The sequence below is a fragment of the Gaetbulibacter aquiaggeris genome (assembly GCF_044003965.1).
GTDB lineage: Bacteria > Bacteroidota > Bacteroidia > Flavobacteriales > Flavobacteriaceae > Yeosuana > Yeosuana aquiaggeris.
Genome location: NZ_JBAWKC010000007.1, coordinates 62,627 through 77,261, shown reverse-complemented (window position 1 = coordinate 77,261; position 14,635 = coordinate 62,627). Strand labels below are relative to the sequence as shown.

The 14,635-nt window shown below is 29.6% G+C and carries 13 protein-coding genes; 7 read left to right on the top strand and 6 right to left on the bottom strand.

All coding sequences use genetic code 11. The features are described from left to right. Positions 1-6 precede the first annotated feature (6 nt). The 5 genes from V8G56_RS16095 (at position 7) to V8G56_RS16075 (ending at position 6,857) form a co-directional block, all read left to right on the top strand. Positions 7-1,623, top strand: a complete 1,617-nt coding sequence (locus V8G56_RS16095; protein WP_395439488.1) for an HsdM family class I SAM-dependent methyltransferase — start codon at positions 7-9, stop codon at positions 1,621-1,623. Further along, positions 1,616-2,887, top strand: a complete 1,272-nt coding sequence (locus V8G56_RS16090) for a restriction endonuclease subunit S (protein WP_395439487.1) — start codon at positions 1,616-1,618, stop codon at positions 2,885-2,887. Before V8G56_RS16095 ends, V8G56_RS16090 begins: the two co-directional genes overlap by 8 nt. Then, positions 2,884-4,755 carry an AAA family ATPase gene (locus tag V8G56_RS16085; RefSeq protein WP_395439486.1) on the top strand — a complete coding sequence of 624 codons (1,872 nt, stop codon included), beginning with the start codon at positions 2,884-2,886 and terminating at the stop codon, positions 4,753-4,755. Before V8G56_RS16090 ends, V8G56_RS16085 begins: the two co-directional genes overlap by 4 nt. Before the next feature lie 36 nt (positions 4,756-4,791). Further along, the gene (locus V8G56_RS16080; RefSeq protein WP_395439485.1) at positions 4,792-5,709 is read left to right on the top strand and encodes an HNH endonuclease; all 918 of its coding nucleotides are present in this window, start codon (positions 4,792-4,794) and stop codon (positions 5,707-5,709) included. 83 nt (positions 5,710-5,792) lie between these two features. Then, positions 5,793-6,857 carry an SIR2 family protein gene (locus tag V8G56_RS16075; protein ID WP_395439484.1) on the top strand — a complete coding sequence of 355 codons (1,065 nt, stop codon included), beginning with the start codon at positions 5,793-5,795 and terminating at the stop codon, positions 6,855-6,857. Positions 6,858-6,931: 74 nt separating this feature from the next. On the opposite strand, the gene V8G56_RS16070 is transcribed toward V8G56_RS16075, so the two are convergent. Then, positions 6,932-7,552, bottom strand: coding sequence for a hypothetical protein (locus V8G56_RS16070; protein ID WP_395439483.1), 621 nt, complete (start codon positions 7,550-7,552; stop codon positions 6,932-6,934). Between the two features lie 172 nt (positions 7,553-7,724). Here V8G56_RS16070 and V8G56_RS16065 point away from each other — a divergent pair, with 172 nt between their 5' ends. Continuing rightward, positions 7,725-10,763, top strand: a complete 3,039-nt coding sequence (locus V8G56_RS16065; protein WP_395439482.1) for an McrB family protein — start codon at positions 7,725-7,727, stop codon at positions 10,761-10,763. After that, entirely contained in the window at positions 10,764-12,032 is a 1,269-nt protein-coding gene (locus V8G56_RS16060) for an McrC family protein (protein WP_395439481.1), read from the top strand. 403 nt (positions 12,033-12,435) lie between these two features. Here V8G56_RS16060 and V8G56_RS16055 read toward each other — a convergent pair whose 3' ends face one another. From V8G56_RS16055 to V8G56_RS16035, 5 genes are all read right to left on the bottom strand, one after another. Further along, on the bottom strand, positions 12,436-12,648 hold the full coding sequence (locus tag V8G56_RS16055) for a hypothetical protein (protein ID WP_395439480.1): 213 nt from the start codon (positions 12,646-12,648) through the stop codon (positions 12,436-12,438). After that, positions 12,645-13,004, bottom strand: coding sequence for a hypothetical protein (locus tag V8G56_RS16050; protein ID WP_395439479.1), 360 nt, complete (start codon positions 13,002-13,004; stop codon positions 12,645-12,647). Before V8G56_RS16050 ends, V8G56_RS16055 begins: the two co-directional genes overlap by 4 nt. 73 nt (positions 13,005-13,077) lie before the next feature. Then, positions 13,078-13,215: a hypothetical protein gene (locus V8G56_RS16045; protein ID WP_395439478.1), complete on the bottom strand. Its 138-nt coding sequence runs from the start codon at positions 13,213-13,215 to the stop codon at positions 13,078-13,080. 53 nt (positions 13,216-13,268) lie between these two features. Continuing rightward, positions 13,269-13,568, bottom strand: a complete 300-nt coding sequence (locus V8G56_RS16040; RefSeq protein WP_395439477.1) for a helix-turn-helix domain-containing protein — start codon at positions 13,566-13,568, stop codon at positions 13,269-13,271. Positions 13,569-13,652: 84 nt separating this feature from the next. Beyond that, entirely contained in the window at positions 13,653-14,594 is a 942-nt protein-coding gene (locus tag V8G56_RS16035) for a hypothetical protein (RefSeq protein WP_395439476.1), read from the bottom strand. Positions 14,595-14,635: the final 41 nt, after the last annotated feature.

Here is a 14,635-nt window from a genome sequence, read left to right as displayed (position 1 = left end):
AAAACTATGAATGACAATTTTGTAATACAAACCAAAACCTTAATAGACGAGCTTAAAGCTGTTTGTGCCAGTTATGGTTTAGGGAATGATGGCAACGAATTTAAAATTATAAGCCAAGTATTTTTATATAAGTTTTTGAACGATAAGTTCGCTTATGAAGTTAAAAAACTAAAACCAGAATTAACAACAAGCAACAATTGGGAAGCCGACATCGCCAAAATGAAGGAGAGCGAATACCAACTCTTAAAATTTCAGTTGGGTGAGTCTACAGCCTTTTTAAAACCACATCAATTGATTGGGTATTTGTTTAACAGACAGGAAGAACCTGATTTTGCAAAACGTGTAGATGATACGCTTATTGATATAGCAGTAAGCAATAACGATTTATTTGCTGTAAAGACTGAAGATGGGCAAAAAATACAACTCTTTGAGCGTCTTACTGAATATGTAAGTAGTAAACGTGATGCCTTCGCCAAAGCCCTGTTTAACAAACTTACGCTCTTTAATTTTGAAAACATTATGGGAGAAGGATTTGACTTTTTCTCAACAATTTTTGAATACTTAATTAAAGATTATAATAGTGATGCAGGCGGTAAATATGCTGAGTATTACACCCCTCATGCAGTATCTAAAATTATTGCTAATATTTTAGTGCCAGAACCAACAAGCAACGTAACTATTTACGACCCAAGCGCAGGCTCTGGAACCTTGTTGATGAATTTAGCACACGCTATTGGTCCAGATAAGTGTACCGTGTATTCACAAGACATTTCTCAAAAGTCGTCTAACCTTTTGCGTTTAAATTTGGTGTTGAATAATTTGGTACATAGTATTGAGAATGTGATACAAGGAAACACCATGACGGACCCTTACCACAAACAAGATAATAAACTAAGACATTTTGATTATATAGTGAGTAATCCTCCCTTTAAATTAAATTTTGAAGACGATGTTGATACGCTTAATAAAAAAGAAAATAAAGCCCGGTTTTTTGCAGGCATACCCAATGTACCAAAAAAGAAAAAGGAAAGCATGGCTATTTATACCTTGTTTTTACAACATATAATCTATTCGCTTAAAGAAGGAGTTGGTAAAGCAGCCATTGTAGTCCCTACAGGATTTATTACCGCGCAGTCTGGTATTGAAAAGAAAATACGCCAAAAAATAGTGGACAGTAAAATGCTGGCTGGCGTGGTAAGCATGCCTTCTAATATTTTTGCCACCACCGGTACCAATGTATCTATTGTATTTTTAGACGCGGCTAACAAAGAAAATGTAGTGCTACTTGACGCCTCTAATTTAGGAACCATAGTCAAAGAAGGGAAAAATCAAAAGACGGTATTAACTGAAGAAGAAGAAATCAAAATCATAAATACCTTTACCAAAAAAGAAGCTAAAGAAGATTTGTCTGTTGTTGTAAGCTATGATGAAATTAAAGCTAAAAATTACAGTTTCAGTGCAGGACAATATTTTGAAGTTAAAATTGAATATATAGATATTTCAGCGGAAGAGTTTACTGCTAAAATGAACAATTTTGAAGCTGAATTAAAATCTTTATTTATTGATTCAAAAAGTTTAGAAGAAGATATTATAGAGAATTTAAAAGGTTTGAAATATGAATAAAACCTTAAAAACAACATTGGGTCAAGTTTGTGATTTTATTGGGGGTAGTCAGCCTGCAAAGAAATATTTTTCACCTATTAAACACAAAGGCTTTATTCGATTAATTCAAATAAGAGATTATAAAACCGATAATTTTATTACTTATATACCGAAAGATAGCACGCGTAAATTTTGCAGCAAAAAAGACATAATGATTGGAAGATATGGGCCTCCTATTTTTCAAATTTTAAGAGGTATTGAAGGAGCTTATAATGTTGCATTAATGAAAGCTGTGCCTAAAAAAGATATAGTCAATGATTATCTATATTATTTTTTATGTCAAGAACATTTATTTGACTATATAAATGCTTTATCACCAAGGACTGGAGGACAAACTGGAGTAGATGTTGTCATGTTGAAAAAGTTTCCAATCCAACTGCCAGAACTTTCAATTCAAAAACAAATAGCCAAAGTCCTTTCCGATTTAGACACTAAAATAGAAGTCAATAACAAAATCAACCAAGAGTTAGAAGCGATGGCAAAAACGCTTTACGATTATTGGTTTGTTCAGTTTGATTTCCCTGATAGAAAAGGAAAACCCTATAAATTGTCGGGTGGTAAAATGGATTATAATAAGGAGCTAAAAAGAAAGATTCCTGAGGGTTGGGTAGTAAAAACATTATTAGATATTGCAACCTTTGTTAATGGGATAGCTTGCCAAAAATTTAGACCAAATGAAAATGAAGATTCATTTAGAGTCATTAAGATCCGTGAAATGGGAACTGGTTTTAATGAAAACTCAGAATTTGTTAGCGTTAATATTCCTGAAAAAGTGATTGTTTATGATGGAGATATACTTTTTTCTTGGTCAGCAACATTAGATGTCAAAATATGGTCTGGAGGTACCGGCGGATTAAATCAACATATTTTTAAAGTTACGTCTAAAAAGTATCCAAAAAGCTATTATTATTTTGAATTACTCAATTATTTACAACATTTTAAAATGATGGCAGAGTTGCGTAAAACTACAATGGGACACATTACACAAGAACATCTTAAACAAAGTAGAATTGTTATTCCTCCTTTAGAATTGATTAAGCAATTAGACTTAAAATTAAAAACAATTTTAGAACAAGTAGTCTTAAAACAAAAGGAAAACCAAAAGCTCATGGAGTTAAGAGATTGGTTGTTACCCATGTTAATGAATGGGCAGGTTACGGTTGGTGAAGCAGAAAAAGAGTTGGGTATGGTTGCGGAGGATGGGGACAAATATGGGAAGGGATGAGGTTAGCGGCAATATATATAACTTCTGGGGTTTTACCTTATGTTTTTGGTTCAGACCATAGTGGTTACACTCTAAATTTAGGAGGCAAATATAGATACGTTTTTGAAGAATATGGAGATGATATAAGTCTAAAAGAAAAAATTTCTAATTCTGCTTTTTTAGAAGGGTTTTGGGGTGATAATTTATATTTAGTTTCTGCATTAGTCGGAGCAAATGGAACAGGTAAGTCTTCAATTCTTAATGTTTTTAGAAATAATTCGTTTTGTTATTTTATTTATGAATATCCTGACGGTGACGAGTTTAAAATTGTTAAGAATACGGAGAAAATCAATGATATAATTTATTATACACCTTTTTTGAATATTCAAAATCAAGATTATGTAAATGGCAATTTTAAAGATATTTCAAAATATGAGTTAATGTTAGAAGATACTGAATATGAAACTGTTGCATTGTCTTCTCAATTGGAACTTCATAATTCAGAAAATTTAAAAAGATGGATTAAGTTTAGACAATTAAATGGTGTAGAACCTTTTTTAAGTGAAATTTCTTTACCTGTATTTAACAAAATCAATATCAAAATTAATTTTGTAGGTCCTAGAGTACATGATACATCTTATAGATTTAGGCCATTTTTTGATCGTTTTAAGGCAATAAAAGATGAAGAAGAAATAAGGAAATTTGACCAATTAAGAGAAATTAACCCTGAAGTCAGGGGTAAAGATAGACCTAAATATTTTGGTAGTAAAATAAAGTTGGAATTAGAAATAATTGAACGAGTAATTGATAAAGTTCAAAATATTCTCGAAGTGTCTGGTAACAAATACTTAAATGAAGGCTATATCAATAATAGTTTAACGGTAGAAAGCCAAGAGTTTAGTGAAATATTAGGGTTTAAAGATGCATTTTATTGGTTTTTGGATAATGCTTTTATACAATTTTCTAAGGATAGTGAAAAAATATTATTTCCAGCTGATAAAATAAAAAAACTAATTGAAGTACTCTTGGTAAATATACCAGACAGCTCTTTTGAAATTGAAAATTGGACTGAGCTTAACGTGTCTCTTGATGTAGCCTTAGAAATTCTTAATGCATACGAAGAATTTATTATTTCCTTTAAAGATGATTTCAATTTAGATAGAAAAATATTATTAACATTCCGCCCAGACAAAAATATTAGTTCAGGTGAAAAAAACATGTATGACTTATTTTCTTCACTTTATGATTATCAATTTAAAGTAGATCAAAATATATTAGAAGACTACAATAGGTATTCTAGAAGGGAAGGACATAATGATAATTATTTAATATTATTAGACGAGGCAGATTTAGGTTTTCATCCACAATGGAGAAAAAAGTTTGTTAAATCTATTTTAGAACTTTTTTCATTTCTTTTTACTAAGAAAAAAATTCAAATATTGTTTACAAGTCATGACCCTTTATCATTATCAGATATACCAAAAAACAATGTTGTCTTTTTAGATAAACACCCAGAAACAAAGTTAACTTATGTTTTAAACGAAGATCAAAAAGAATTAAAAAGGACTTTTGGTGCAAATATTACAAATTTATTAGCTGATTCTTTTTTTGTGAAAGATGGACTTATTGGAGACTTTGCTAAAACAAAAATTAATGAAATTATTAATTGGATTAATTCGAATAAGAATCAGAATATTAAAAGAAATGATGGATTTTCCTCTAAACTTGAATATTATAAAAACATGATTAATATTATAGATGAAAGAATCATCAAGCTTAAACTCTCGGAAATGATATCAGAACTGGATGATAATAATGATTTTAACAAAAAGCTTATTGATGATGAAATTGAATATTTGAGAAAAAAAAGAATGAATTTAGATAAATAAGGGATGCACTACATCGATATCTCTCAGAAAAAAATTATGGATGCAAAAGAATTGCATTATAAATATTTAAGATATGTCATTAAGAAGAAGCTTAATGGTAAAAGTTTTAAGGAGCCTAAACCTCATGCCTCTGTAAAAGTTGTTCAATTTGTTTGTGGTATTAATAGTCAAGTAAAAAGATTTTTAAATGTTGAAGAGAATTTAAAAAAAGTACTTATAGGAACACCAGAAGCGCTTGATTCTATTAAAGATAAATTCAAAACTAAAAAAGAAATTGCTTCTATAAAAAAGCTATTCGATTACGATATGTTTTGTGATTTCAATAAAAAAAGCACATATTTTTTTTACAACGCGTATAATTTGTCTGCAAATTTAGACATACCTACTTGCCCATATTGTAATAGAATGTGCACCAAAACTGTTACTCAACCTACTAAAATTACTAGACCAACTTTTGATCATTGGTTTCCTAAAAGTAAATTTCCATTACTCAGTTTATCGTTTTATAATTTAGTTCCAAGTTGTAATGTATGCAATGGAGGAAAAAGTTCAACCCCTTTTGAATTAAACACGCATTTTCACCCTTATCATAAGTCAAACAAGCGTGATGAAACATTGTTGTATAAATTTAGCTATGACAACTCTGATTATTCCAGTTTCAATTTTAAGCTTATAACTGAAAACAACTTTTCCGATGTTTCTACGAAAGCATTTAAATTAGAGGATATATACAAAATGCATGAAGATGAAATTATTGAATTGAGAAGGATTAGGGATGTTTATTCTGCTGACTACTTAGAAATGTTAAGGAATAAAATTTTATTGGTTAATATTTCAGATGAAGAAATTTATAGGCTTGCCTTTGGTACATATAGCCGAGAAGATAAGTTTGATAGAAGACCCTTAAGCAAAATGAAACGTGATATTTTGGAAGAACTAGGAATGATATTATAATGATAACCGCAAATGAATACATTTAGAATAAGATTTACATATGACAAGAGCCGAAATAAAAGAAAGACATTACATTTAATAATATGATAAATAGTTTTCAAAAAAAAAATGGACTTTTAGTTGGTAATGGTATTAATCTGTTAGACCATTCACAGGCGGTCTCTTGGGGAGCATTATTAAATGATATTAAGGACCAATATGATATTGAAGTTGATATTGATAATGAATTTAAACCCTTTCCTATTGGTTTTGAAGAAATGTTACATCAAAAAGATGGAAGTAGTTCTTTAGAGTCTAAACTGAAAAATCTTAAGCAAACCATTAGACGCATTATTGATAATCAACTATTCGGTAAGAATGGGTTTAATGAGTATCATACAAAAATTTGTAATCTTAATTATGATGACATTCTCACCACTAACTATGATTATGCTTTAGAATTAAGTATTGCAGATGATTTTAAACTAAAGAAATCTAAAACTTATGCCCAAAATAAGCAAGAAAGAAAATTTAGTCTAAAAAGGAATTATGGCGATTTTGAGAAAACAAAAAGTAATATTTGGCATATACATGGTGAGCTAGAAAGTTCAAGAAATATCAGTCCAAATTCAAAACAATACCCTGAAGAATCTATCATGATTGGCTATGAACATTATTCAGAGTATTTAGAACAAATTCAAGAAAACATAAATGGCAAAAAAGGAAAACGAATAGCCGATAATCAAAGTGTTATCTCTAGAATTAAAAATAAGACAACAGGCACTTTTTGGACCGATGCATTTTTTACTCACAATTTAGATATTATTGGTTTTGGTTTTGATTTTAGTGAAAATCATTTGTGGTGGTTATTAAATAGGCGTGCTATGCTTATCAGGTCTAATGAAGAACATAATGGAAATAGTGATGCTGTTCAAATAAATAATACTATTAATTATTATTACCCAGATATGCCTGATAATTATAATATAAATATAAATGATCAAGATGCTTTTAAAAAGCTCATTCAAAAAATGAATATGGCTAAACGCACAAAGGCTATTGGAGATGTTTTAAAGTCATTTAAAGTGAATCCGAAACCGATACCTTGCAATACTTATAATGAGTTTTATGATGAGTTTATCAGTTTTAAAACACCCGATACAAAGTAATAATAATTTTTATGATATATAAAAAGATCAATAAACAGCACATCCTTCAAGCCATTCAATAAATTGATAATATATCAAATACTATCATGAATAATAGGCACAAAATTATTAGAGAACATTTTAACATAAGATTTAGGTGTTAAAACCTTAACCACATCGTTCTTTTCTATTTTTATGTCTGCCAGGGAATAGCCTGAAAATGTCCAAAGATATAATTTGTTTTTCCAGATTAAATAAGCATTAGAATCTCGTCTTATCATGGTCCCGTCTGGTAGTGCTCCAAAATTGGTGCTATAGGTTATCTTCTCCTTTTTATGAAGTCTTTCTTGGTGTATAACCTTATCTATATTAGCAATGGTTGGTTTATTACCTTCCAAAAGGTGACTGTTAGCGCTTAACCATTTTTCTTTAAACTCATTATATCTTTCTCTTCTACATTCGGCACAAGGTCTGTGGCCAGCAGAGAAGGCTGTGGCCTCATCAAGAAAGAATAATTCTGTATATGTATTAGGCGCCATAATTTCTCTCTTTCTCCCTTTAAATTCTAATAGGCAAGTAACCCAACCTTTTATTTTGTGAACAGATACTATCTCTTTACTTGTATTATGAAGCATACCTCTATTACCAAGAAACATTCCTCTAGATTTTACTGCATTTATTTGTCCCCAAGGGTCCACTTTATTTTGGTAAGGCATCACTATTTAGTTATAAAAATTATAAATATTGATTTAATTATATTGAAATTTTGTTTCAATGACTAAAGTCATAAAATATTGTGCTATAACGAGTTAAATTTAATAACTATTATAAGTTTTATCTGTTTAATCAGGCTACTGATAGACCTTTAAAATTATCCTAATTAATGTTATGGACCAAATAAAAAAAGAACACATTCTCAAAGCGCTTAACGAAATAGATGAAAATGGTATAAGAAAAGGGAGGCATTCTTCAACTTATGATATTTTGTATGAGGGTAAAACTTATCCTCCCAAGCTTGTTATTTCTATAGCCAACAGATATGCTAATGGCACAGAACTTGACCCTAATACGTTTGATGGAGGTGAAGGGACTCGTGCCTTTCAGTTATTAGAAAGTTTGGGATTTGATATAGATAAAAAAATAACAACTCAATCAAGTAATATGGAAAATGTAAAACAAGAGTTTGCAAGTTGGTTATTAAAAAATGCACCAGAATCTTATAACTACTATTTAGGGAATTCTACAAATTCTGTCATAGAACGTCTCAATGAAATAAATTCTTTCTTTCCAGAGCAAAATTTCTTTGAAATGGACCTATCTAAAGTGGATCAAAAAATACGAGAAATATTATTTGTTTTTAGCACGAAAGAAAGGAGAAAAAACGTTGAATTTGTAGAATATGATAACCAACACAGCAACGGTATTCCAAAAGCCGTTATGGGTAAGAATAATTTCATAAAATTTTTAGAAGAAACATATATAGACTATGATAGCACTAACAAATCTTTATACTCTTGGGTTAAAACCTATAAAGAGCTCGTTGAATATTTAAAAGATAAAGAAAACGATCAAATAGGTTTGATTAATGTATTAAAAAAAGCTGGATGCGATTTGTTCAATGATCAAGATCCTGAAGAAAATATAATACCGTTAGAGGAAATTGACCCGTTCACATTTTTTTGTTACATCAATAAATATTTTGTACAACGTCTTGGAATTCTACAAAGTTTAGCAAAAAACTTAAACTTAACAATCCCTTTGGATGACTATGGTATACCTTCTACTAACCCTCAAAAAGTATGGGTTTTTCCGTATAAATATTTGAGGAAAAATAATGAAATTAAAAGATTATGGTCATTTTTTAATAATGTTATTTCTAATGAAGTGACTTATGATCAATTTAACGATATTTTAAAAATAAAAGGCGTTGCTCATGCAAAAATAAGTGAAATATTGTTTTATATAAATCCAGAAAAATACTTCCCAATTAATGGGCCTACAAAACCGTATTTAAAGAAAGTATTTGAGATTAATCCTAAATTCAAAACATTTTCGGAATATGAAAATATTCTAAGCCAACTAAGAAGTAAAACAGACAAACCGTTCTACCAATTGTCCCATGAAGCTTGGATATGGAATGATTCTCAAAAAGATAAGAGTAATGATTTTGAGGATTACTTAAAACAATTTTCAAAAGAAGATTTAACAACTTACTTTTCATTCTTGTTTGAAGCCTTAGATAAATTTAATTTAGAAGCAGGGGATGATAGGTTATTATTTAGTACTACTAATAACAATTTAAGTTTTACTATTGGACAACGATATTCTTGGAACCTTTTCAAGTCTAATAAGAAAGGAAAATTTGGGGTACTTTCAATAAATAAAATAAGAGAAAATAGTGAAGAATTTACTGGAAATGCACCATACCCATTTTATACATATCTTAATGATGTAAATTTTTCAGAATCTGATAAGGATTCTATTTTTAGAGGATTCGATCAAGAACTGAAAAGAACTAATAAAACGGGCTATAGAAAACATAATAATTATGAATTTGAGCAAGCTGTATTTGATAAAAATTTTAGAGAACAATACCTTAAAACTGAAACAATGAACAATAACAAAACAGTTTTAAACCAAATTTTATATGGGCCTCCTGGAACAGGTAAAACCTATAGATTAAAAAAAGAATACTTTCCTAAATATACGGTTATGGAAACCTCTCTTTCTAAAGAGAAAAATTTTGAGAATGTTGTTAAAGAATGTTCATGGTGGCAGGTTATTGCCGTAGCGTTAATTCAATTAGGTAAGGCTAAAGTTGCCGATATATATGAACATCCATGGGTTAAACAAAAGGAGAAATTATCAAATTCTAAAACGGTTAGGCCAACCATTTGGGGTCAATTGCAAAGTCATACCGTTGAAGACTGCGCGTTTGTTAATGTGAAAAGCAAGCAAGTTCCTTTGATTTTCTCAAAAACGGAGGATTCTTATTGGGAAATTTTAGAGGATGAGGTTAAGAACCAGGATGTTGCTATTCACGATATAATAGATTCAGTAGAAAATTTTGTTCCTAAAGCGAATAAGGAAATCAAACATTATCGTTTTATTACATTTCATCAATCATTCAGTTACGAGGATTTTATTGAAGGGATTAAACCTATTATGCCAGAAAATGGTGAAGTTGCAGAAGATTTAGGATACAAAATTGAAGACGGTGTTTTTAAAGATATTTGCAAGGATGCCTTAAATGACCCAGAGAATCAATATGCCATATTTATTGATGAGATAAACCGTGGCAATGTTTCGGCAATTTTTGGTGAGTTAATAACGCTTATTGAAAAAGATAAAAGAAAAGGTGCTAAAAACGGGATGAGTAATACACTACCATATTCAAAAGAATTATTCTCTGTCCCTTCCAATCTAGACATTTATGGCACTATGAATACTGCTGATAGAAGTGTGGAAGCTTTAGACACTGCATTAAGACGCCGATTTACCTTTGTGGAAATGATGCCTGATTATAGTGTTATAGAAAAGGAAAATGTAGGAGGCATTCAATTATCTGAGATACTCAAAACGATTAATGACCGCATTGAATTATTGGTAGATCGAGACCATACTATTGGGCATTCTTATTTTATAGATGTAAATACTGAAAAGGATTTGGCTGACGCTTTTAATGACAAAATAATCCCACTACTTCAAGAGTATTTTTATGGTGATTATGGTAAAATTGGATTGGTTTTAGGTAAAGGTTTTATTGAAAAAATAAATAATAATAAAAAGGAGTTTGCATCTTTTGATTATGAAGGGCAAGGAGACTTTAAAACACCAACTTTTCAATTAAAGAGGGTAGATGAAAATACAATTTTGGAGGCTTTAGAACTCCTACTTGCTAAAAAATATAATACTGACGAACAATAATTGATAAGCCATAATAAAATAGAGGTTTTTGAGCATGAGCGATTATGTATTGGTGAAAAAGGATTTTCTCGTACTCATTTAGATGCGTTATTAAAATTAAATGAATATCATGATGGGGTTTATTTTGAAGCGATTGCAAAGGGTATAAAATTCAATCAATATGTTGGAATTATTCAAGTAGATGGTCTAACCATAGAAATTAACCCAAAAGCTGATAAAGAAGATGATGACAAAAAGTGGAAAGGCGTGTTATTACAAATGCTTCAGGCTTGTGGGAAGTTAAAAGCCGAGTCTATGGGAGCTGCCCATGTTCGCAGACAAAATTTAAATCTTCTTGAAGTTTATTTTGAATTATATTTAAGAGAGATTGATGGATTAATAAGAAAAGGTCTCATAAAGCAATATCGAAAGCAAACTAAAAACACCAAAGCATTAAAAGGAAAGTTGGAATTTGCAGGGAATATTAGACATAATTTAGTTCATAAAGAACGATTTTATACATCCCATCAAATTTACGATAGCAATCATTTAATTCATCAAATTTTATTTAAAGCATTAGACATAGTAGAGCAATTTACCCGTGGTACAAGACTATACGATTTAAGTAGAAGGATTATGCTAAACTTTCCTGTGGTTGAAAAAGACAATATCACTGTCCAAAAAATTGACAGTATAAAGTTAGACCGAAAATCTAATGGCTATAAATACGGGTTAGAATTGGCCCGTTTAATAATACTTAATTATTCACCTGATATTTCAAGTGGCAAAGAAAAAATGATCTCTTTATTATTTGACATGAACCAATTATGGGAAGAGTACATTCTAAAACAATTGCAAAAAGCTTGTCTAAATTTAAACATTGAAGTATCAGGTCAAGAATCAAAATCATTTTGGAGTCACAATAGTTTAAGACCAGACGTTGTGTTGAGAAAAGGTAATGAAACCTTTATAATTGATACCAAATGGAAAAAACCCTCAACAAGTTTAGCATCTGTTGGAGACTTACGTCAGATGTATACGTATTGTCGTTTTTGGGACGCTAAAAAGGCTTTGTTACTTTATCCTGGAGAAATGATTAATAATAAATTTAAAGAGTATCAAACGGACGATTATGTTGAATATTGGGATGGAGATTTAGGGCTGCACAATCATAATAAAATCAATCATCTGTGTAAAATGGGTTTTATTACAGTTTTGGATGATAATGGTCTTTTGGATTCAACTATTGGCAGAAAGGTTTTGGAGCTTCTTGAAATGGATTCTCGTTAGGAACATATTAAAAAAACTAAAAATAAAAAATTTACATTTCGCTATTATTTCACCAAAATATTTCCGAAACACTATAACTTAACGCTGGCCTACAAAGTCTGTTATAGGTTTGAACCTTATGATGCATCAATTAAAAGAACGACTTGGAATAAGACGTTAACACTCTCTATAAAATTACTTAAATCAGTCCACTTTTTGCCGACGTTTTACAGCATTACATTCGCATTAATACGCTTTACAATGGTTTAATTTGGGAAGTTTTTTGAGTTTTTTACTGCCTTCTTAATAGAAAAATTATTTTCTAAAATAAAATAAATATAATTATTTTAAAAAATAAAAATATAGGTAGAGGGTATTTAGTAAAGTAATAGGAGTGCTTAGAATAATTGAATTATTTTAAATTTTATTCGTCAGGTGAAGAATTTAAAGTACTTGTTTTAGAGTCCTCCTTTTGTTGTTTACTGAGATATAAACTCAATCCAATTATGAATGAAGAAGTAACTACAACTAGCCAAAAGAGCCTTTTATTCTTGTTTTTAAGGGCATTGTTTTCATTTATGGTATTATTTAAATGAAACGTATTATCAACTACCTGAATGTCTCTTAAATCAATCATAGTTTTATAATTTGGTAGAAATCTGTATTACCTATCTTTCTTAGAGCATAATTATAGTATGCAGGGAGTTTACCATATTTGGTGTCAGTAATATGATTAGATGCGCTAAAATCAACTCCTCTGCCCTCGAGGAAATAGTGGTGGTAAGTTTTGTCTGGGTCAAGCTTATGTAGAGATTTCATTTCTCTATGACTTATTTTGCAAGGTCTATCAAAAAACGCCCTTTCCTGGTTCAATTTGGTCGCTTTTGTGTTATTGTATTTTATTCTATTTGCTGCGGTTGCAAATTTTTGATTAATTTTCTTAGGTATAAACCGCTCATTAGTGAGAGGGTCTATTTTATATTGATCTTCCATAACTACATACTTATTTTATGGTCTCTAAAATATTTATAATAACCTTCGCTTCATTTCCCATATTTAGGTTTTTTTAATAAAGGTCCTTAAATTCACTATCTACCCAAGCTTCTACACCTCCTTCAGTATCTATGCCTTGTTCAATCAGCCACGTTTTAAACTGTTCAACTTGGTTATGGTCTTTTATAAATTCTAATAATAATGCTTTCATGATTTTTGTGTTTTAGTATTAATATTCTTTTTTTTGTATGAGTCTATCATAACTTAAAATTTTACTGTGTTTTCTTTAAGAATTTCATCAATTGCTTTCACATCATATAAATACAATTCTCCTAATTTTGTGTAAGGAAGTACTCCAGTTTCTCTATATTTAATGATAGTGTTTGATGAAAGACCAAAGAGATTTTTTAAATCGGAGTTTCTGTAATATTTGTTTGAATTAGCATTTGAGGCATTTTCAGATTTCATAGAGGTTAAATGGTCTAACTTTAAAATGATAGGTTCCAATAAATTCTCTATTGCCTTTAGTGAAGGGATTACTATTTCATGTGAATAATCAGACATATTTTTCTGTTTTAATATGTCACAAAGTAAAAGAGTTGTTTTAAAATAATTTTAGTTTATCAGCGAATTCGCAGCGAATAATCTTTAGCTGTTTTTGTTTTGGATATTAATAAGGTCGTTTTTCCTCTTATTTAGTATATTCAAAAGATTATCATTAATCTTTATTTGTTTCTCAACATGTTCTGGATGTCTTGATTTCATTTCCGAATATTCTCTGTTTAAATTTTTAATTGGAACATGTTTTTTTTGATCATCTAAATAAGTAAAATGATATTGCACAAATTTTTTCATTTCTAATTCGTTTTTAAAAATATCAGATTCATTAAAAATGATTATATTTTCTTCTATCAGTATTCTAAATAAATATGCTATACTTTTTTTTTCAAGATTAAAATTACAAGTTTTCATCTTTTCATTTAATGTATTTACAGGTTTTAAATCCTCAAATTCGAAGTTTTTAAAATCCGTATACTCTGCATTCATATGTATCGAATAAATGTAATCATACAAATCATTTATGGCTTGTTTGTAAACGTCTATAGCATTAAGCAAAAGCCCTTTTTCAAAATCCACACTACTTTTGTATTGATTTAGTATTCCAGAATTGAAACTCAGGTAATTGAATAAATCTAAATTTTCTTCACTTACTTCCGATTCACCTTTTTTAAACTTTTCATAGGTGAGTTTATCGGCAGACAACTTTTTATTTGATAACTCATTTTGTAGAATTTTTTCAGAATAGAAATCAATAAAATTAGGTGAATTATGTTCATTGTCCATTAACCATTGGACTCTTTTCCACATTTGATCCAGAAGGTCTTGTAAATATTCTTCGTGATTTAACGCATTTTTTAACGTAAGGTGTAAAAGGTTTTTAATTTCTTCTATTTCTTCATGATATAAGGATTCGTGGTATTCATCAGTCCATTTGCCATTTAAAATATAACTTTTATATACTGTACTATATTCTATTTTAAATTCTAATAATTTAGTTATAGCTGCCTGTGTTTGATATGCGTAATTCATAATCTCTAAATTTATACATAAATATATTACATCCTTTCGAC